The organism is Roseomonas sp. CCTCC AB2023176 (genome assembly GCF_042259275.1).
Taxonomy (GTDB): Bacteria; Pseudomonadota; Alphaproteobacteria; order Acetobacterales; family Acetobacteraceae; genus Roseomonas.
On the sequence record NZ_CP170086.1, the window covers coordinates 931,832 to 950,777 of the forward strand.

Genomic DNA, 18,946 nt, shown 5'->3' on the forward strand with positions numbered 1-18,946 from the left:
ATGGCATCCCCCGTCCCGGGCCGCGCAACCCCGGGTTGTCAGGGAACGATACGGCGTGGCACCGACCGGGCGGAAGCGGGATCCGCCCGGTCCCCTCGTTCAATCCGCAGCGGAGGCGGTGCGTTCCGGCCGGAGCAACGCGGCCCAGCGAATGTCGGGCGCGGCGGGCGGGTCGCAGGCCGGCAGGCTCAGGCGGTGCGCAAGCGCCAACACGTCGCGGAGGATGGCGTGCTTCGCCGCGCGCTCTTCCGTCGCCGTCGCAGCGGCAAGGTAGGCGCTGAACTCCACCTCCACGCCGTCGGTGCCGAGGCCGGTCGCGCCGGCCTGAGTGCGGCCCTGCGCCACGTCGCCGCGGGTGGCAAGGATCTCGCGCACGCCTTCGACGAAGTCGTCCACCTGCGCGGGCGTCGCGGTCCAGCCGATCGTGACCTTGCCGTTCGCGAGGCGGTGCCGACGGGTGCCCAGGTTGTTGATGGTGGCGTCGGCCAGCTTGCCGTTGGGGACGACGACGAGGCTGTCATCCGACGTCCGGACGCGGGTGGAGCGGATACCGACCTTCTCGACCGTGCCCTTCACGTCGCCGGCGACGATCCAGTCGCCGCGGCGGAAGGGACGGTCGGTCAGCAGAATGCCGGCGCCGAAGACGTTGGACAGCGTCTCCCGGGACGCAAAGGCGAAGGCGATGCCGCCGACGCCGAGGCCCGCGACGACGCCTGCGGCGGGGATCCCGAATGCGTCGGCGAGGTAGAGCAGCCCGGCGACGACGAGGCCGAGTTTCGCCGCGCCGGCGACGAGGGAGACCATGATCTCGTCGAACTGGGAGTTGCTGCGGGACGCGACGCCGTGCAGCCGCCGCGCCGCGAGGTCGATCAGGTGCCACCCGCCCCAGACCGCCGCAAGCGCGAGGGTGACGGTGAAGGTGATGACGAGCGTGCCCTGCACGACCTCCGGCAGGCCGAGGCGGGCGGTGCCGACGAGCCACAGCGCCGAGGCCGCGGCGAGGCGCACGGGCCAGCGGAGGGGCGACGCGTCCTCCCGCGACGCGGCGGTCGCCCAGCGCAGTCCGGCGACGGCGGGCCAGGCGAGGAGGTAGCCGGCGAACCAGCCGATCGGCAGCAGGAGGAGGATGCCGACGATCTGCCAGGCCTCGACCGGGCCGACGCGGGAGAGGAGGGCCGGGGCGACGCCGCCGATCCGTTCGCGGAGCGCGAAGAAGCCGGTGGGGCGCGGCGCGGCGCTCGCTGCTTCCGGGTCCGGCGGGATGGCCTCGGACGCCGCGTAGAGGGCGCGGAGGGACGCGACGGTCTCGCGCGACACGCGCCAGCGCGGCGGGTCCCCCGGGTTGGTCGCGGTGGGGTCGCGGGTGACGGCGATGCGGCCGGCCGGGTGCTCGAAATGGACGTAGGGCTGGGTGGCCGCGGGGTCGTCGGGCACTTCGGTCGGCAGCACGGGGCCGATGCGCAGGAGGATCTGGCGCAGGTATTCGGCGGCAAGGTTCCCCTCGTGCACGCGGACCGGCTCGGCGATGCCGGAGAGGTCGAAGGCGGCGAGGCGGGCGGCTTCCGGTGCGCGGCGGTCGAGCAGGGTCAGGAAGACGTCGCGGGCGCTGCGGAGGGAGAGGTAGGCGTCGGCCGGTGGCGGGGCGCCGCCGCGGGCGGCCCGCAGGGCTCGGACCCGCGCCTCCAGCGCCTCGGCGGGCGGGTTCAGGATGGACCAGCGCCCGTCGCGTCGGCGGAAGGAGAGCGGAAGTTCGACTTCGGTCCCGGCCTGGGGGAGCTCAACCTCCACGTCGTCCCCCGCGGCGGAGCGGCCGGGGATGGACCAGAGGCGGAAGGTCGTGAGGTCCAGCGCGTCGGCGAGCGCCTGGGCCGCGGCAAGGCGCTGACCCGGGCGGAGGGAGCGGCCGGCCTCCCCGAAGTCGACCACGGCGGCGGCGGCGCCCCAGGCCTCCACGTCGCCGGCGCGGGCGCGGTTGGCCGCGGCGAGGAAGGTACGCATGGCCCGGCGTGGCGTGCCCTGGTCCACGACCAGGCGGGCATTGGCGGTGCCGACACGGCCGCCGGTCCACCATTCGCCGGTGTCGAAGCGGCCCATGAAGGAGGCGCCGTCTTCCGACTGCACGAACAGGAAGCGGCCGAAGCGGTCGCCTTCCTGCCAGCGGCCTTCGAGGTCGCGGCCGCGGACCTCCGCCTCCACGGTGCCGCCGTAGAGCGGGTAGGTGCCGGTGACCCGGCTGCCGTCCTGGCGCAGGTCGAGGATGGCCCCGCCGCCGCGCCAGCGGGTGTCCCAGGTGCCGGTCCAGGTGGACTGGGCGAAGGCGGGCGCCGCCGCGATCCAGAAGACGAGCACGGCGACGATCCGGAGAAGGGTTCGCCGGAGACAGGTTCGGGCGATGGGACTTTCCTGGTTCACGGCGCTCTTTCGTCTCCTCGCATCCCGGCTCTTCCGAAAGCTTCGTTCCGGTATCGGTGCGACTTCGGAACTTCTTCGTGTGGGGTGGCCGGCGCGGGCGGCAAGCCCGCGCCGGCGCCCCGGGGGTGCCCCCGTCGGGCCTCGAGAGGCCCGCATCCCCGGGGTCCTCCGGGGAGCGGACAGCCCGTCCCCGGCGGGGCGGGCGGTTCGCTCCGGCGGGTCAGCGCGGCTCGCGCGCGGTGGCGGGGGCCAGTGGCTCCTCCGGCGCGATGGCCGCGGCCTTCGCGGCGGCGGCGTCGCGGTCGGCGGCGCTGTCCTCGGCACCGAGCCAGGCATGGACGATGCCGGCCAGCACCGCGCCGGCGATCGGGGCGATCCAGAACATCCAGAGCTGAAGGATCGAGCCGGACGGGCCGAAGAGCGCCACGCCCGTGGACCGCGCCGGGTTCACCGAGGTGTTGGTGACGGGGATCGAGATGAGGTGGATGAGCGTCAGGCCGAGGCCGATGGCGATGGGGGCGAAGCCCTTGGGCGCGCGCTCGGACGTGGCACCGAGGATGATGAGGAGGAAGAAGAAGGTCATCACGACCTCCGTCAGGAAGGCGGCCGCGGTGCCGTAGCCGCCGGGCGACCCGCTGGCGTAGCCGTTGGTCGCGAAGCCGGCGCCCGCGTCGAAGCCGACCTTGCCCGAGGCGATGAGGAACAGCAGCCCCGCCCCGACGATGCCGCCGACGACCTGCGCCGCGATGTAGGCCGGCGCTTCCTTAGCCTGGAACCGCCCGGCCGCGACGAGGCCGAGGGTGACTGCCGGATTGAGGTGGCAGCCGGAGATATGGCCGATGGCGTAGGCCATGGTGAGAACGGTGAGCCCGAAGGCGAGCGAGACGCCGACGAGGCCGATGCCGACTTCGGGGAACTTGGCAGCCAGCACGGCGCTGCCGCATCCGCCGAGCACGAGCCAGAGCGTGCCCAGGAACTCCGCCGCAAGCTTGCGGTTCATGGTCGTGTCCTCCATCCCTTGCCGGGCCGGCCCGGATCGGTTGGCCCGCCGACGATCATTCCGGGTTGCGTCGAGAATGGCGAGGGCGCGGCGCATCAGCGCGTCGCGGTCGTCCGGATCGCCGGCGCGGTTCGCGGCCCGAAGGCAGCGGATCGCTTCGGCGGCGTCTCTCCCTCCGGACCTCCGCATTCCCCGTCATCCGGTGCTGGTCGGTCCGGATGGCGTAGCGGGGCGGGGGGCCGCGGCGCTTGGACGGTGTTGCGGAGTTCTTGCAGGTTCTTGCGGACGCCAGGCGCTGCGCTGGATCGCCGAGCGCAGCAGGGCTTCGGCGCAGGGCGTCGTGTGGCGCGCAAGGGGCGACGGCCGGCGACCCCGGGACGCGCGTCCGCCGGACGGCCGTTGCGGTCGGCAGCGTGGGATGACCCGCGGCGCGGGCTTCGCTGCATCCTGGCGCAGGCCACCCCGCGCGGACCTGCCTCAGCCCGCGGCGCCGCGGCGGAAGCGGCCGGGCGTCATCCCCGTTTCCTTCCGGAAGACGTTGGTAAAATGGCTCTGGTCGGCGAAGCCAAGGTCGGCGGCGATGGTGGCGATGGGGTCAGCGCCGCGCAGCAAGTCCTTCGCGTGCTCGACGCGCCGCCGTTGCGCGTAGCGGCGCGGGCCGATGCCCAGGGCGCGGGTGAAGCTGCGGGAGAGGTGGCAGGGGCTGAGGCAGGCGACCTCCGCCAGTTCGGCGAGGGACAGGTCGGCGCCGAGATTGGCCTCGATATAGTCGAGGACGCGGCGGAGGCGGGGCTGGTCCAGGTCCGGCGTCGCAGGCGCCTTGGCGGCGGTGCGGTGCGCCATGCGCATGGCGAGTGCGGCGACGAGACTTTCGGCGAGGAGGCGGTCGAGGGTGCCGGCCCCGATCTCCGCGACGAGCGTGCGCATGATCTGGCCGACAAGCGGGTCATCGCAGATCACGGGCTCGAGGCTCGGGGGCGCGGGGAGGTCGGGGGCGATGCTGCCGTAGAGGTTCGGGTCCCAGCAGAGCTGGGCGTAGCGGGAGCTGTCGCCCTGGGTCCGGACCGCCGCGCCGGCGGGGTAGAAGCCGAGGATTTCGTCCTCGGCGTAAGGCAGCTGCTCGATCGGGCCCCCATCCACCTGGAGGAGGATCGGTGGACGGGGATTGAGCGGATAGACGAGGCGGTGCTGGCCGCCGCGCCAGACCCCTTCCCCGGCCCCGCGTTCGTAGACGCCGGCGGCGAAGCGATCCCAGATCCGCCATGCGATCACCTCCCGCCCGGGGAGGAGCCACTCGCCGCCGAAGGCGTGGGCTGCCGCCGTCACGGGGCACGTTCTCCCGAACGCCGGGCTCCAGGGCCTGTCCCGTGCGTTGCCGTCCGCATCGAACCCCTCCGATCCACTCGCCGGGCTCCGGCCCGCTGGGACACCCTACAACCGCTGGTTGCCGGCTGATCGACGGATATGGAACGCTTCCCGGATTGTTGAGGGTTCCGGTCGGGATCTTTCGTCAGTCGGTCGGTGCGGCGGCCACGGGGTCGGCATGACGCGCGTGGGCGGCCGCTCCGTCGCGGGGGGTGTCGAGGTCGGCGGCGCGCTGGGCCTCCGCCGCGGCCTCGGCCGCCGCGACGGCCTGGGCCTGGCGTTCCCACATCGCGGCGTAGGTGCCGCCGGCCGCCACCAGTCCGGCATGGGTACCGCGTTCGGCGATGCGACCGTCCACGAGGACGATGATCTCGTCCGCCTCCACCACCGTGGACAGTCGGTGCGCGATCACGAGGGTGGTGCGGCCGCGCGAGACGCCGCGGAGCGCGGCCTGGATTTCCTGCTCGGTGCGCGTATCCAGGGCTGAGGTCGCCTCGTCCAGGATCAGGATGCGCGGGTTCTTCAGGATGGTGCGGGCGATGGCGACGCGCTGCTTCTCGCCGCCCGAGAGCTTCAGGCCGCGCTCGCCGACGCGGGTCTTGTAGCCGTCGGGCAGGCGCAGGACGAAGTCGTGAACCTGGGCGAGGCGCGCAGCCGCGATCACCTCCTCCTCCGTCGCATCGGGCCGGCCGTAGGCGATGTTGTAGTGGATCGTGTCGTTGAACAGGACGGTATCCTGCGGGACGACGCCGATCGCCGCACGAAGGCTGTCCTGCGTCACGTCCCGCACGTCCTGGCCATCCACCCGGACCGCGCCGCCCGTCGCGTCGTAGAAGCGGAACAGCAGGCGGGAGATGGTGGACTTGCCCGCGCCCGTGGGGCCCACGATCGCAAGCGTCCGGCCGGGCGGGACCGCGAAGGACACGCCCTTCAGGATCGTGCGGTCCGGGCGGTAGCCGAAGCGCACGTCCTCGAAGCGGACCTCGCCGCCCGCAACGTGCAGGGCCGGCGCGCCGGGGCGGTCGGCGACCTCCCGCTCCTCCTTCAGCAGGGCAAACATGGCTTCCATGTCGATCAGGCCCTGCTTGATCTCGCGATAGGCGAAACCAAGGATGTTCAGCGGCGCGAAGAGCTGGATCATGTAGGTGTTGACGAGGACGAAGTCGCCGACCGTCATCCCGCCCGCGCTGACGCGGTGCGCCGCCATCATCATCACGACGGTCAGGCCCAGTGCGATGGTGGATTGCTGGCCAAAGTTCAGGCCGTTGAGCGACGTTTCCGAGCGGACATAGGCGCGCTCATACCGCTCCAGGCTCGCGTCGTAGCGGCGGGCCTCGTGCGCCTCGTTGCCGAAGTACTTCACCGTCTCGAAGTTCAGGAGGGAGTCCACGGCCTTCGTGTTGGCCTCCTGGTCCGTCTCGTTCATCCGGCGGCGGAACTTCAGGCGCCATTCCGTGAACATCAGCGTCCAGCCGATGTAGACGCCGATGGTGCCGAGGATGACGGCGGTGAAGGAGATGTCGAACATCCCCCAGAGGATCACGGAGACCAGCAGGATCTCGAAGATCGTGGGGACGATGTTGAACAGCAGGAAGTCGAGGACGAAGGTCATCCCGCGCGTTCCGCGCTCGATGATCCGCGACATGCCGCCGGTCTGCCGGTCGAGGTGGAAGCGGAGCGAGAGGCGGTGAAGATGCGTGAAGACCCGCAGCGCGATCCGGCGCAGCGCGCGGCCCTGAACGCGGGCGAAGATGGCGTCGCGCAGCTCGTTGAAGCCGGAGGCGGTGAGGCGCGTCAGGCCATAGGCCAGGACGAGGGCGATCGGGACGGCGGCGACGGCCCCGGCCCCGGCCCCGGCCCCGGCCCCGGAATGCGGCGCGAGGGCGTCCACGGCACGGGCGAAGGCGAGGGGGACGAGGACGTTCGCGCCCTTCGCGAAGACCAGCAGGACGAGGCTGAGGACGACGCGTGCGCGCAGGCCGGGCTCCCCGCCGGCCAGAGGTAGGGGAGGAGGGTGCGGAGGGTGGCGAAGTTCCCGCGTTCGGGAGTCGCGGCAGGGGTCGTCGCGGACAAGGGGCGCTCCGGGATCGGCGCCCGGCGGCGCCACACATGGGTCGAGGGCCGCGCCCCACCCGACGGGAGGGCCCGACGGAAGGGGACGGCACCGTCGAGGGTTGTGGGGCCACGGCGCCCTGCCCGCCAGATGGGGGCGTGGCAGGGCCGCCGCCACCTGCCCGCATGGCGGGTCGCGGGGCCTGGCCCCATAACCCCCGGATGACGAGCCCCTTCGCCCGGCACATCGCCGCCTGCAACAACCTCCCCTCCCCCGCCGGTTACCTGCCGTTCCGGATCGGGGAGGAGCAGGTCGGCTGGATCGCGCCGGACGCGGCGCGGGTGCTGACCTTCCGGCCGCGGGACGTGCATTTCGACGGGCGCGGGGTGTCGCTGGCCGCCCGGCTGCGGGGCGTTGGCGCGCGGACCGAGGCGCTGGCGGGGGTCGCGGAGGCGCTGGCGAAGGCGGGGTATGGACGGATCCGCGGGGAGCGGTTCGACGTGCGGGCGACGCCGGAGGGGCCGGTGCTCGCAACGCTGGACCGGGGGGTGCTGCCGACCCTCGGGGTCATGTCCCAGGGCGTGCACATCAACGGGCTGGTCCGGCGCAGCGACGGCCTACACCTGTGGGTGGGGTGGCGGGCGAAGGACAAGTCGGTCGCGCCGGGGAAGCTGGACAACATCGTCGCGGGCGGGATTCCCGCTGGCTACGACGCGGAACGGTGCCTGGTGAAGGAGGCGGAGGAGGAGGCGTCGCTGCCGGCCGAGCTCGCGGTGACGGCGCGGCGGGTGGGGCGGGTGTCCTACGTCATGCGGACGCAGGAGGGGATGCGGCGGGACGTGCTGCACCTCTACGACCTCGACGTTCCGGAAGGGGTCGTGCCGAAGCCGAACGACGACGAGGTGGAGCGCTACGAGCTGTGGCCGTTGGCGCGCGTGCTGGAATGCGTGCGCGATACGGAGGACGTGAAGTTCAACGTGAACCTCGTCCTGCTCGACCTCTTCCTGCGGGAGGGGCTGGTGGAGGACCCGGACGGGAGCCTTCGGGCGGGGCTGGACCAGATCGCGTGATCAGCCGCGTGGCGCGTTGATGATCTTGAGGAACCGTCCCGGCGCCACGCGGGCGCCGACGCGCAGCACCTTGGCGAGGCCGACATTGACCTCGTCCTTCCCGGAATCCAGGCCGGCCATGGCGGCGGCGACGAAGGCGTCCAACGGCATGGCGCGTGGCGGGGCGCGGTCCTGGCCACGGTGCAGTTCGGTCGCGACCACCGGCGGGATCAGTTCGACGACCTTCACGGCAGTGCCGCGCAGCTGTTCCCGCAGCGCGACGGTGAAGGCGTGGACCGCGGCCTTCGTCGCGGAATAGACGGGCGCGCGCACGAGCGGCACGAAGGCGAGTCCGGAGCCGACCTGGACCAGCCGCGCCGCGGGCTGCCGCCGCAGCAGGGGCAGGAAGGCCGACGTGACATTGATGAGGCCGAGGAGGTTGGTGTTCACCTCCTCCGCAATCGCGGCGGGGTCGGGCGGGATCCCGGCTGCGAAGTCCAGCAGGCGCTGGATGCCCGCGTTGTTGACGAGGGTGTCGAGGTCCGGGTGCCGTTCGCCGATCGCGGCGGCGCAGCGGGCGATCGAGGCGGGATCGGCGACGTCCAGCACCTCGGTCTCCATGCCGGGGCAGGCCCCGGCGACGCGGGCGAGGCGCGCGGGGTCGCGGCCCGCGATGACGACGGTCGCGCCGCGGGCGTGGAAGGCGCGGGCCAGGCCGGCGCCGATGCCGGAGGCGCCGCCGGTGACGAGGACGGTGGGCACGGCGTCAGGCCGTGCCGAGGGGGCGAAGAGGTCCACGCGGTTGCCGTCGGGGTCGCGCAGGAAGGCGCAGCGCTGGCCCCAGAAAACGTCCCAGGGCTCCTTCGTGCCGGGATGGCCGGCGGCGGCGAGGGCGGCGTAGGTCGAGTTCACCTCGGCCGGCGTGTCGCAGCGGAAGGCCAGGGCGATGCGCTGTCCCACCGGCTCCACCCAGGTGCCGTTGGCGCGGCGGACGGCTTCTTCGGCCACGAAGCCTATGCTGTACCCGGCGCTGGTCGGGACCTCGACCTGGAAGGCTTGTTCCTGGCCCTCCGGCACCGGCAGGCCGAGCAGGCGGTAGAAGGCCAGTGCGCGGGCCATGTCGGAGACGACGATGTCGACGGTGTGCGGCACGACGGCCATGGTGGGCTTCCTGTGCAGATTTGCGATACGGTAGTGTCTCGTTAATGCCTGGAATGCCATGACGGAGTCAACGGCCACGGAACGACCGCGCGGGCGGCCGCGGAGCCCGGCCTCGCGCGGGGCGATCCTTTCGGCGGCCTTCGACCTGCTTCGGGAACGGGGCTACGCAGGCCTGGCCATCGAGGCGGTGGCGGAACGCGCGGGCGTCGGGAAGGCGACGATCTACCGCTGGTGGCCGGACCGCGCGGCGCTGGCGGTCGAGGCCTTTTTCGAGGCGACGCGGGAGGCGCTGGCCTTCCCCGACACGGGATCGGCGCGGGAGGATTTCCGGCGGCAGATCCACGGCGTCGCGGACCTGCTGCGGGGGAGCGGGGCGCGGCGATGGCCGCGATGGTCGCGGGGGCGCGGACCGATCCGGCGCTCGGCCGCGCGCTGGCCGAGCGCTGGGTCATGCCCCGGAAGCGGTGGGGAGTAGAGCGGATGCACCGCGCGATCGCCGCGGGGGAATGCGTGGAGGGGCTGGACGTGGAGGCGGCGCTGGCGGCGCTGTATTCCCCCGTTTACGCCCCGATGCTGCTCGGCGCGGGCGTGCCGCCGGCGCCGGCGCTGGAGGCCATCCTCTCGATCGTCTTCGCGGGGGTGTTCCGGCCGGCGCTTCCAGGACTAGTCGGGCGATGAACCGCAGCGCGTGCCACGGCGGCGTGCGTCTCGAAGACCCGCGCCGGGTCAGCGCGGTCGGCCGGTCGGGTACCCCGGCGTGACGAGGCCGCCGCCGTCATAGGCGCGGAGGGAGGGATCGTCGGCCGAGACCGCATCGCCGCCCCCGCCCACCAGCCCGCCGCCGGCATAGGCGGCGCCGGAGGGGTCGTAGCCGGCGGTCCGGAGGCCGCCCGCGGCGTCGCGGGCCGAGGTGGCTTGGGCTTCCCGCCCCAGGCCGAGCGCGGGGACGACCCGCGCGAGGTAGGTGACCGTCTCGTCGGGCAGGATCGTCGCGCCGGACATGACACCCTCCACCCGCTCCGGCCCTGCATTGTAGGCGGCGACGAAGCCCGGGGCGCCGAAGCGGTCGTGCATCGCGCGGATATAGGCCGCGCCGGCAAGGATGTTGTCGCGCGGTTCGTACGGATCAGCGCCGAGGCGGTGGCGGGCGCGGAGCACGTCGTAGGTGCCGGGCATGACCTGCATCAGGCCCATCGCGCCGACGGGCGAGGTGATGAGGCCACCGGCCGCGTCATACAGCCGGCCGCCGCTCTCGGCCGCCATGATGGCGCGGATCCAGCGCTCGGGGATGCCGAAGCGCGCGGCGGCTTCCTGGACATGCGGGCCCCAGGGGTCCTCGGGCGGGCCGGGGACGCGGTAACGCCCGGTCGCCGCGGCGCGGTAGGTGCGGGCCTCGGCGCGCGAGGCCTCGGGGTCGTAACCGTAATCGCCGAGGCCGTCATAGCCGCGGCGCCCATCCCAGGCCGTCGGCGCGGGGGTGGCGGCGCAGGCGGCGAGGAGGAGGACGCCGAGCGCCGCGGCACAGCTTGTCGCGCGCCGGGGTCGCGCCGCCACGGGCAGCCCGGGCAGCGCGTCGGGGGGAGCCCGCGTCGCCATGCCGGACCCGGTCGGCCGGGTGGGGCCTAGCGCAGCGGCTCGCGAGTCACGCGGCCGGCGGGGGCCGCCGGGACGGGCGGGTTGGACCAGGATTGCGGCGCCTGGGCCGTGGCCGGGCCGGGCGACGGAGCCGCGGCGGCCTGCTGCGCCCCGGCACCGCGCAGGAGGGCGGCGCGGAGCGGGTCGCTCGCGGGGTTATGGGCCTGCATGTCCACGACGATCTGCCGCGCGCCGACCGAGCGCTGGTAGTAGCCCTGGTTCAGGTCGCTCCGCGCCGACAACAGCGAGCCGTCGAGCGAGATGCCGAGGTATAGGCCGCGGTTGCGCGCGAAGGTCAGGATGTCCGCGCCCGCGGCCGCCGTGGTGGCACCGCCGACGCCGCCGCCGAGCGTCGCCAGCGCCACGGAGGCGTCCGCGCCGAACTTAAACTGGCTGTCCATGACGGCCGACAGGCCGCGATCCGTCATGATGAGGATGACGAGCTGCATGTCCTGCACGCCGACCTGAAGGCCGAAGGAGCCGCCACCCATCGTGTAGAAGGCCGGCGAGGACCAGGAGCCCGCGCCGTCGCGCGCCGCCAGCACGCAGTCGCCGCCCTGGCCGCCGATGATGAAGCCGGCGCGGAGCACGCGCGGGCAGACCATGACGGCGCGGGCGCGGGACATGCTGTTGGCGAGGTCACGCCGAGCGGCGGCGTCACCTTCCGTCAGCATCTCCTGCACGGCGAGCGTGGCGCGGTCCACGACGGTCTGCGGGTCCACCTGGGCCCTCGCGTCCCGCGCGAAGGCGACGGTTGACAGGGCGAGCGCGAAGCCCGCCGCACGGATCAGATAACGCATGAAGCAGGTCCCCCAACCCCCTGATGCACCTGGCATCCTACAGCGGCGACTCGGGCGGCGCCAGGGCCGAATCGGGGCGGGGTTGCGGCAGGCTCAGCCGAGGGGCGGTTCTTCGTTGATCGTGATGACGCGCCAGTGGCCACCTTCCGCCTCCAGCCGGGTGTGGGAGAGGTTCTTCACGCTGAACTGGAAGGCCTGGAACGGCGAGAGCTCCATCGCGCAGGCGATGGCGGCGCGGATGGAGCCGCCATGGGCGACGACGATCGCGTCGCCGTCCGGGTTTTCGTCCACGATGCGCTGCATGGCAGGTGCGACGCGGTCCATGACGTCGCGGAAGGATTCGCCGCCCGGCGGCTTCTCGTCGGCGCCGTGCATCCAGAAGGGATGTGCGGGGAGGGTCAGCATGCGGATGAAGGCGTCATGGGCGAGGCCTTCCCATTCGCCGAGGCGCTGTTCGACGAAGCCGTCGAGCGGGGTCAGTTCCGCTTCCGGGTAGCCGGCGGCGAAGATGGCGGCTGCCGTGGCCTTCGTGCGCATCAGCGGCGTGCAGTACCAGCGCGCGGGCTGCGGCAGGCGATCCGCCAGCCAGGCATGGGCCGCGACCTCCTCGGCCAGCGCGAGGGCGCAGAGGGGGACGTCCATGGCACCGTAGGCGGTGAGGCGGGCGGAGGGTTCCACCAACGCGTGGCGGATCAGGTGCAGGCGCGTCGGCATCGGCGCGCGGCTTACGACGCGGGAGGCAGGGGCGCCATCCGGGGCGGGCGGGCCCGACGCCGGGCGGGTCCTTGCGCCGTCACCACATGCTGGCCTTCGCGCGTTCAGGCCATTCGCGGTCGTAGGCGTCGCCGCCGACGGCGCCGGCGGTCATCGCCGCGAGGATCTGGCCGGGGGTGGGGAGCGTCGCGGGATCCACGCGCGCCGCGGGGTCCCAGAGTTGCGAGCGGATCAGGGCGCGCGCGCATTGGAAGTAGACCTCGACCGTCTCGATCACCATGACGGTGCGCGGCGCCTTGCCTTCGACCTTGAAGGTATCGAGCAAGGCGGGATCGGCCTCGACATGCGCGCGGCCGTTGACGCGGATCGCGTTGCCGCTGCCGGGGACGAGGAACATCAGCGCCACGCGCGGGTCGCGGACGACGTTGCGCAGGCTGTCGATGCGGTTGTTGCCGCGGCGGTCGGGAAGCAGCAGCGTGCGCGGGTCGGCGATGCGGACCAGTTCGCCCGGGCGGTCGCCGCGGGGGGAACAGTCCAGCCCCTCCGGCCCGACGGTCGCGAGCGCGAGGAAGGGCGCGGCCTCGATGAAGCGACGGTATTGCGGGGTGACGTGGTCCGCGACCTTCGTCGTGGATGCCGGGACGACGGCCTTGTCCCAGGCGCCGTAGAGGCGTTCGAGGTCCTCGATCGTGCGTACCGCCGTCATTTCGTCCTCCGGGTTACCCGGGGCGGATTACGCCAAGCCCGTGCGTCGCGACAGGCGGAGACGGCGCGACCCATCCGTGACGGTCCGGCGACCCGCCTGGACGGGCCACGTCACGGGATGGAAGCCCCGGATCGCGGCTGTCGCGCCCCTACTCCCCGATGCTCAGCAGCGCGCCGCGCACGCGGGCCGCGTGGAACTGGCGCAGAAAAATCCAGGACATGACGGCGAGCCACACCGCGTCGAGGGCGAAGGCGGCGCCGAGTTGTGCCCAGGCGATGCGGCTCTCCAGCAGCGCGGCGCGCATGCCTTCGAAGACGTGGGACGCCGGGATGACCGCGGCCAAGGCCTGCAGCCAGCCCGGCAGGACGGAAACGGGGTAGAAGACGGCGGAAACGGGGGCGAGGCCCATCATCAGCGACCAGGCCAGCGCCTCGGCCCCCGCGCCGTGGCGCAGGATCATGGCGGTCACGCCCAAGGCAATCGCCCAGCCCATGATCATCAGCGCGGCGAAGAACAGGACGACGACGGGGCCGAGGGAGAAGAGGCCGAAGCCGTAGAGGATCCAGGCCAGCCCGATCGCGGGCAGGACGCCGATGGCGGTGCGGATGAGGCTCATCCCGATCAGGGCCGCGACGAGTTCACGCGGGCGGAGCGGGGAGACGAAGACGTGGCCGAGGTTGCGGGACCAGATCTCCTCCAGGAAGGAGATGGCGAAGCCCATCTGCGACCGCAGCGCGACTTCCCAGAGCAGCACGCCGCCGAGGAGGGCACCTGCGGCCACGGAGGCAATGTTGCCCTGCACGCCCGCGATGTAGGCGGTGACGAAGCCCCAGACGACCATCTGCAGGACCGGCCAGTAGGCCAGTTCCAGCAGCCGCGGCCAGGAACGGCGGAAGAGCGCGATGTGGCGGTACATCATGCCCCAGACGCGTCGCGCGGCAGCGCGCGGTCCACTGTGCGACGCGCCGTGCCGCATCACGCCGGCTCCTCCTGCTGCGCGGCCTGGCGGTTGCGGGCGATGTCGAGGAAGACCTCCTCGAGGTCGTCGCGGCCGTAGCGGCGCAGCAGGTCGTCCGGCGAGCCCTGGTCCACGAGGCGGCCCCCCTTCAGCATCATGACGTGGGAGCAGAGGCGCTCGACCTCGCCCATGTTGTGGGAGGCGAGGAGGATGGCGCAGCCAGATTCGCCGCGGTAGCGCTCCAGCCACGTGCGGACCCAGTCCGCGGTGTCGGGATCGAGGCTGGCGGTCGGTTCGTCCAGCAGCAGCAGGTCGGGGCGGTTGATGAGCGACTTCGCGAGCGCGACGCGCGTCTTCTGACCCGCCGACAACTGGCCAGCGGGGCGGCCCATCAGGTCTTCCAGGTGCAGGTCGCGGGACAGTTCGGCGATGCGGGCGCGCGCGTCCGGCACGTCGTAGAGGTGGGCATAGACGCGCAGGTTCTCCTAGACGGACAGGCGGTGCGGCAGCGCGACGTAGGGGGAGGAGAAGTTCATCCGCGCCAGCGCCGCGAACCGGTCCCGCGCCATGTCGTGGCCCAGCACGGTCGCGGTGCCGGAGGTCGGGACGAGGAGGCCGAGCAGCATCGCGATCGTCGTGGACTTGCCCGCGCCGTTGCCGCCGAGCAGGCCGAAGGTCGCGCCGCGCGGCAGGGTGAAGGAAAGGTCCTGGACGGCGAAGGTCTCGGCGTAGCGCTTGGACAGGCCGGCGGCGACGATGGCCGGGGCGTCGGGCTTCGGGTGGGACCGCATCGGCGATGCATAAGGGGGCCGGGCCGCGCGGCGCCAGCGGGCCGCCGGTCACGCATCCTTGGGATGGCCCAGGGGATGGCCCAGGGGATGGCCCAGGGGACGGCCCGGGACACGCATTCGTCACACGGGGCTGCCGCGACCCCGGCTAGGCTCGAGGTGTCGCGGCTGGGCGAATTCGGAGATGTGTCGCATGCGGTGGGTCCTGATCGCGCTGTCCCTGTGCCTTGCCGGCCCCGCCGCGGCGCAGGAATGGCTGTCTTCCTGCCGCGTGGAGGTGCTGGACGACACCGACCTCGAGGACGCCGCGGCGAGGTGGCAGGTCGAGGTGACCGAGGGGCGCGTAACCCGCCTGCGACGGGCGGGGGGCGGGTGGGACAGCATCACGCCGCTCGCGCCGGTGCCGCATCGGGCGGGAGGAAGCTACGGGTTCCTCATGCAGACGCCGCGGGGTTCCCGCGACGCGACGGACTGGTCGTTCCGTCTGGTCACGATGGAGCCGGGCGGGACGATCCTGGTCGAGACCTTCCTTGGCAGGCTCTGGACGGAGATGCGGCTGATCTCCCCGGTTCGCCTGCGCTGCAGCTAGGCCGGCGGCTTTCCGCGCGATCAGGCCGGGCGATCAGGCCGATCGACTCAAGACGCTCGACTCAGGCCGCGCGATTCAGGCCGGCCCGCATCCAGCGGTCCGTCGCGCGGCCCTGGAAGAGGGTGATGCCGTGCTCCCAGGCCCAGGCGATGGCGGCGGCGCGGTCGGCGCCGGCCAGGATGATGGGCGGCAGGGCGGGGATGGGCGCGTCCTCCCCCGGCAGGGCGTCGGACCAGGCGAGGCGGACGGCGGTGACGCCGATGACTTCTGGCGGCAGGAGCGCGAGCGCGGCGGCGGAGGGCGATTCCAGCGCCAGGCCGTAGCCGCGGGAGCGGACGAGGTCGCGCCCCAGGGCGAAGCCCGCAGGATCCGCGAGGACGTCGCCGATCGGGACGGCGAAGGTCAGCAGCGGACGGGTCGCGGCGGGAAGGGCGGCGTCCAGGCGCAGCAGGGCGTCGCAGGTGAGCGCGGGGACGGAGATGCCGAGGTGCAGCCGGCGCGGGCTGGCCCGCCATTCCGGGCCGGCGAGGGAGGCGAGCAGCCGTTCCTCCAGCGCCAGACACAGGCGGCGGGTCAGGGCGGGGGCGGCGGACAGGTCGCGTCCGGGAAGAAGGCGGTCGCGCAGGGCCTCGGGCCAGGGGCGGACGGATTCGGCGACGGGTTCGGCATCCTGCTCCGGCGCCATGCGGCAGATGAACTGTCGGCGGAGGAAGGGCGCGACCTCCGCCGTCGCGAGGGCGGCGAGGAGGGATTCCAGCCCCTTCGAGTCGAGCGCGGCGGGGGTGTCGGCTCGCGGCGGGGTTGGCGGGCCGAGGCCGAGGCATTCTTCGAGGGCGGCGAGGAGGGCGGCGGCCTCCTCCGGCAGGCGGCGGAGGCGGAGCAGGTCCTCGGCGGTCGCGGGGTCCATGGCACCATCGAGGGCGCGGAGGACGGCGGGGTGGAGGGAATCACCCGGAGCGGTCGCGACGGCCACGTCGCCGCCGGGCAGGTGGAACACCCGGGCGCGCCGGGCGCGGTTGGGAAGGTCCAGCGCGTCCCGCATCAGGCGGCGGTGGTGCGGGCGGTCGAGGCCCGGCGGCATGCGGGAGAGGCGGAGCCAGAGCACCTCCCGCTCCGCCCCGCTGGCGACGGCGGCGCGGATGAGGGCGGCGAGTTCGGCGATGCCGCCCTCCGCGCCGGTCAGCGGGGGTGGCGGGGGTTGGTGGAAGGCGGCGATCACGCCATCCGCCCGGCGAGCGCCCTCGCCGCGGCGGGGCCGGTGGCGCCGAGGACCCCGGCCCTGGCCGCCCGGGCCAGGGCGTCGGCATCCGCCACGCCATCGAGGATGATGCGGTGGCGGCCGAGGGTGGCGAGGGCCGCGGGCGAGGGCTCGCCGGGGAGGTAGAGGACGTGCGCGCCGGACGCGGCCAGGCCGATCGGGGCGGCGGGATGCAGGCCGACGACGCCGTAGCGGCATCCCGGCGGTTCGGCGAGCGCGCGGGGCGTGCGCAGCGGCAGGTGTTCGGGCGGCAGGGCCGGCAGGAGCGACTCGCCGGCGAAGAGGTGGAGCGGACCGGGCCAGGCGGCGGCTTCCCGCAGCAGCCGGGCGCCGACGAGGTTGCGGGCGTGCTCCAGGTAAGGCGCGCGGGCCCAGGCGGGGCCCAGGGCCGCCGTGATCGCCTCCTCGTCCGGTAGGGCGCGGAGGGCGAGGCGGTTGGGGACGCAGCCGGGGCCGAAGCTGAGCACGGGGTCGAGGCGGATGAGGGCGCGGAGCGGCAGGGCGGCGATCCGGTCCTCCGGCACGTCGCGGGGCGCGGGCGCGGGGCGCGGGGTGGCGCGGCGGTCCTCCATCACCGTCGCGTCGCGGCCGCGCAGGACGGCGGCCAGCGCGTCCCGGGCGGCGTCGAGCGCGGCGGCGGCGCCTTCCAGCCGCAGGCCGCCATCGGGCAGGGCGCCGAGGCGGCCGCCCTGGCGCCGCGCCGTATCCTCCAGCAGCGCGCGGGCGACGCGCAGCGCGTCGGGCCGGAGGGTGGGGCCGGGACGGAACAGGAGGGCCTGGGTGCCGGACATCGGACGGCATCCTGGGCGCGGGATCGTTAAGCCATCGTCACCATCTCCAGGCGGGCGTGTCGGGTGGGCGCCCGTCCGGCGCGGTTGCCACCCGATGACACCGCCTGCTACGCCGGAGCGGATGACCGGCCCGCTCCCAGCCCATACGGGGCCCAACACGCGTGCGAATGATCTCGGGCCACCGGCGGGTTTCGCGAATGCGGACCTGCATGACGCGGTGCGAACGCTGCGCAAGGCCTCCGTCCTCGTGGTCGGCGACGCGATGCTGGACCGTTACGTGTACGGCCGCGTGAACCGAATTTCGCCCGAAGCCCCGGTGCCCGTGCTGACGGTGGACCGGGAGGTCGCGATGCCCGGCGGCGCGGGGAACGTCGTGCGGAACCTCACGGCGCTCGGGGCGGCGGTGGCGTTCCTGTCCGTGGTGGGCGACGACCAGGCGGGGTCGGACCTGACGGGGCTGATCGGCGGCCAGCCGGGCGTCGAGCCCTGGCTGCTGGTCCAGGGCGGGCGGGCGACGACGACGAAGACCCGCTACATCGCGAGCGGCCAGCAGATGCTCCGCGCGGACCACGAGATCGCGCGCGGGATCCATCCGCGGCTGGCGGATCGCCTTGTGCGGATCGCGCAGGACACGGTGGCCGCGACGAAGGTCATGGTGCTGTCCGACTACCGGAAGGGCGTGCTGACCGGGGACACGCCGTCGCGACTGATCGCGGCGGCGAAGGCGGCAGGGCGGCGGGTGATCGTGGATCCGAAGGGAGACGACTACGCGGTCTATGCCGGCGCGGACCTCATCACGCCGAACCGGAACGAGCTGCGGCAGGCGACGGGGATGAGCGTGGAGAGCGAGCCGTCGCTGGTGGAGGCGGCGCGCGCCCTGCGCGACCGGCACGGCTTCGGCGCGGTTCTCGTCACGCGATCCGAGGACGGGATGACGCTGCTGGAGGGGGATGCCGTCCACCACTTCCCCGCCGAGGCGGCGGAGGTCGCGGATGTTTCGGGCGCCGGCGACACCGTCGTCGCCGTGGTCTCGGCCGGGCTGGCGGCGGGGCTGCCGATGGCGGTCGCCGCGCGACTGTCGAACATTGCGGGCGGGATCGTCGTGGGCAAGGTCGGCACCGCCGTCGCCCGCGACACGGATCTCCTCGAAGCCCTGACGCCGGAGCGCGGCGCTCTCAGGAAGGTCGTCTCCCGCATGAAGGCCGCGGAGCAGGCGGAGCGCTGGCGGCAGCGCGGCTGGCGCGTGGGCTTCACCAATGGCTGCTTCGACCTGCTGCACCCCGGTCATGTCCACCTGCTGGAACAGGCGCGGTCCTGGTGCGACCGGCTCGTGGTCGGGCTGAACTCCGACGATTCCGTCCGCCGCCTGAAGGGCCCCGCGCGTCCCATCCAGTCGGAGGCGGCGCGGGCCGCGGTGCTGGCGTCCCTGGCCACCGTGGACCTCGTCACGCTGTTCGAGGAGGAGACGCCGGTCACGCTGATCGAGGTCCTGCGTCCCGACGTGCTGATCAAGGGCGCGGACTACCGTGTGGACCAGGTGGTGGGCGGCGACCTCGTGACGGAATGGGGCGGGCAGGTGCGGCTGGCGGAGCTGCTGCCGGGCAATTCGACGACCGCGACCGTGGAGCGGATGCGGGGCTGAACCCGCGCGCCAGGCGCGGGGAGGA

General features: G+C 73.5%; 16 protein-coding genes and 2 pseudogenes. 5 read left to right on the top strand and 13 right to left on the bottom strand.

Annotated features, from left to right (window positions below; genetic code table 11):
* Positions 1 to 99: 99 nt before the first annotated feature.
* The 4 genes and pseudogenes from ACE7GA_RS04720 to ACE7GA_RS04735 form a co-directional block, all read right to left on the bottom strand.
* The gene (locus ACE7GA_RS04720) at positions 100 to 2,412 is read right to left on the bottom strand and encodes a mechanosensitive ion channel family protein (RefSeq protein ID WP_376096353.1); all 2,313 of its coding nucleotides are present in this window, start codon (positions 2,410 to 2,412) and stop codon (positions 100 to 102) included.
* Between the two features lie 220 nt (positions 2,413 to 2,632).
* A complete protein-coding gene (aqpZ, locus tag ACE7GA_RS04725) occupies positions 2,633 to 3,412 on the bottom strand; it encodes an aquaporin Z (protein ID WP_376096356.1) in 780 nt (259 codons plus the stop codon).
* 477 nt (positions 3,413 to 3,889) lie between these two features.
* Positions 3,890 to 4,738 carry a helix-turn-helix domain-containing protein gene (locus ACE7GA_RS04730; protein WP_376096359.1) on the bottom strand — a complete coding sequence of 283 codons (849 nt, stop codon included), beginning with the start codon at positions 4,736 to 4,738 and terminating at the stop codon, positions 3,890 to 3,892.
* Between the two features lie 184 nt (positions 4,739 to 4,922).
* Positions 4,923 to 6,850, bottom strand: a pseudogene (locus ACE7GA_RS04735) (ABCB family ABC transporter ATP-binding protein/permease).
* 201 nt (positions 6,851 to 7,051) lie between these two features.
* On the opposite strand from ACE7GA_RS04735, the gene ACE7GA_RS04740 reads away from it, so the two are divergent.
* Complete coding sequence (locus ACE7GA_RS04740; protein ID WP_376096361.1) at positions 7,052 to 7,900, top strand: DUF4743 domain-containing protein; 849 nt, start codon at positions 7,052 to 7,054, stop codon at positions 7,898 to 7,900.
* Here the strand turns inward: ACE7GA_RS04740 and ACE7GA_RS04745 are convergent, their stop codons facing one another.
* Positions 7,901 to 9,031, bottom strand: a complete 1,131-nt coding sequence (locus tag ACE7GA_RS04745) for an SDR family NAD(P)-dependent oxidoreductase (RefSeq protein ID WP_376096364.1) — start codon at positions 9,029 to 9,031, stop codon at positions 7,901 to 7,903.
* Positions 9,032 to 9,098: 67 nt separating this feature from the next.
* Here ACE7GA_RS04745 and ACE7GA_RS04750 point away from each other — a divergent pair, with 67 nt between their 5' ends.
* Together ACE7GA_RS04750 and ACE7GA_RS04755 are read left to right on the top strand one after the other, a co-directional pair.
* Positions 9,099 to 9,515 (top strand): TetR/AcrR family transcriptional regulator, encoded by a 417-nt coding sequence (locus ACE7GA_RS04750; RefSeq protein ID WP_376096367.1) that lies wholly within the window; start codon positions 9,099 to 9,101, stop codon positions 9,513 to 9,515.
* Entirely contained in the window at positions 9,431 to 9,718 is a 288-nt protein-coding gene (locus tag ACE7GA_RS04755; RefSeq protein WP_376100101.1) for a TetR-like C-terminal domain-containing protein, read from the top strand. The genes ACE7GA_RS04750 and ACE7GA_RS04755 overlap by 85 nt, the downstream gene beginning before the upstream one ends.
* Before the next feature lie 48 nt (positions 9,719 to 9,766).
* On the opposite strand, the gene ACE7GA_RS04760 is transcribed toward ACE7GA_RS04755, so the two are convergent.
* The 6 genes and pseudogenes from ACE7GA_RS04760 to ACE7GA_RS04785 all read right to left on the bottom strand — a co-directional run bounded on the left by ACE7GA_RS04760 (position 9,767) and on the right by ACE7GA_RS04785 (position 14,644).
* A complete protein-coding gene (locus ACE7GA_RS04760; RefSeq protein WP_376096370.1) occupies positions 9,767 to 10,636 on the bottom strand; it encodes a lytic transglycosylase domain-containing protein in 870 nt (289 codons plus the stop codon).
* A gap of 26 nt (positions 10,637 to 10,662) precedes the next feature.
* Positions 10,663 to 11,475: a lipid-binding SYLF domain-containing protein gene (locus tag ACE7GA_RS04765; protein ID WP_376096373.1), complete on the bottom strand. Its 813-nt coding sequence runs from the start codon at positions 11,473 to 11,475 to the stop codon at positions 10,663 to 10,665.
* A gap of 93 nt (positions 11,476 to 11,568) precedes the next feature.
* Positions 11,569 to 12,189: a histidine phosphatase family protein gene (locus tag ACE7GA_RS04770; RefSeq protein WP_376096376.1), complete on the bottom strand. Its 621-nt coding sequence runs from the start codon at positions 12,187 to 12,189 to the stop codon at positions 11,569 to 11,571.
* Positions 12,190 to 12,268: 79 nt separating this feature from the next.
* Positions 12,269 to 12,895, bottom strand: coding sequence for a pyridoxamine 5'-phosphate oxidase family protein (locus ACE7GA_RS04775; protein WP_376096379.1), 627 nt, complete (start codon positions 12,893 to 12,895; stop codon positions 12,269 to 12,271).
* 148 nt (positions 12,896 to 13,043) lie between these two features.
* Positions 13,044 to 13,871, bottom strand: a complete 828-nt coding sequence (locus ACE7GA_RS04780) for an ABC transporter permease (RefSeq protein ID WP_376096382.1) — start codon at positions 13,869 to 13,871, stop codon at positions 13,044 to 13,046.
* Positions 13,871 to 14,644: pseudogene (locus ACE7GA_RS04785) on the bottom strand (ABC transporter ATP-binding protein). The gene ACE7GA_RS04780 and the pseudogene ACE7GA_RS04785 overlap by 1 nt, the downstream one beginning before the upstream one ends.
* Positions 14,645 to 14,834: 190 nt before the next feature.
* On the opposite strand from ACE7GA_RS04785, the gene ACE7GA_RS04790 reads away from it, so the two are divergent.
* A complete protein-coding gene (locus tag ACE7GA_RS04790) occupies positions 14,835 to 15,230 on the top strand; it encodes a hypothetical protein (RefSeq protein WP_376096385.1) in 396 nt (131 codons plus the stop codon).
* A 61-nt stretch (positions 15,231 to 15,291) separates the two neighbouring features.
* On the opposite strand, the gene ACE7GA_RS04795 is transcribed toward ACE7GA_RS04790, so the two are convergent.
* Both ACE7GA_RS04795 and ACE7GA_RS04800 read right to left on the bottom strand, forming a co-directional pair.
* Complete coding sequence (locus ACE7GA_RS04795) at positions 15,292 to 16,449, bottom strand: hypothetical protein (protein ID WP_376096388.1); 1,158 nt, start codon at positions 16,447 to 16,449, stop codon at positions 15,292 to 15,294.
* A complete protein-coding gene (locus ACE7GA_RS04800) occupies positions 16,446 to 17,279 on the bottom strand; it encodes a hypothetical protein (protein ID WP_376096391.1) in 834 nt (277 codons plus the stop codon). The genes ACE7GA_RS04795 and ACE7GA_RS04800 overlap by 4 nt, the downstream gene beginning before the upstream one ends.
* Positions 17,280 to 17,400: 121 nt before the next feature.
* Between ACE7GA_RS04800 and rfaE1 the strand changes: the two genes are divergently transcribed.
* On the top strand, positions 17,401 to 18,921 hold the full coding sequence (rfaE1, locus tag ACE7GA_RS04805; RefSeq protein WP_376096394.1) for a D-glycero-beta-D-manno-heptose-7-phosphate kinase: 1,521 nt from the start codon (positions 17,401 to 17,403) through the stop codon (positions 18,919 to 18,921).
* The last annotated feature ends 25 nt before the right edge of the window (positions 18,922 to 18,946 follow it).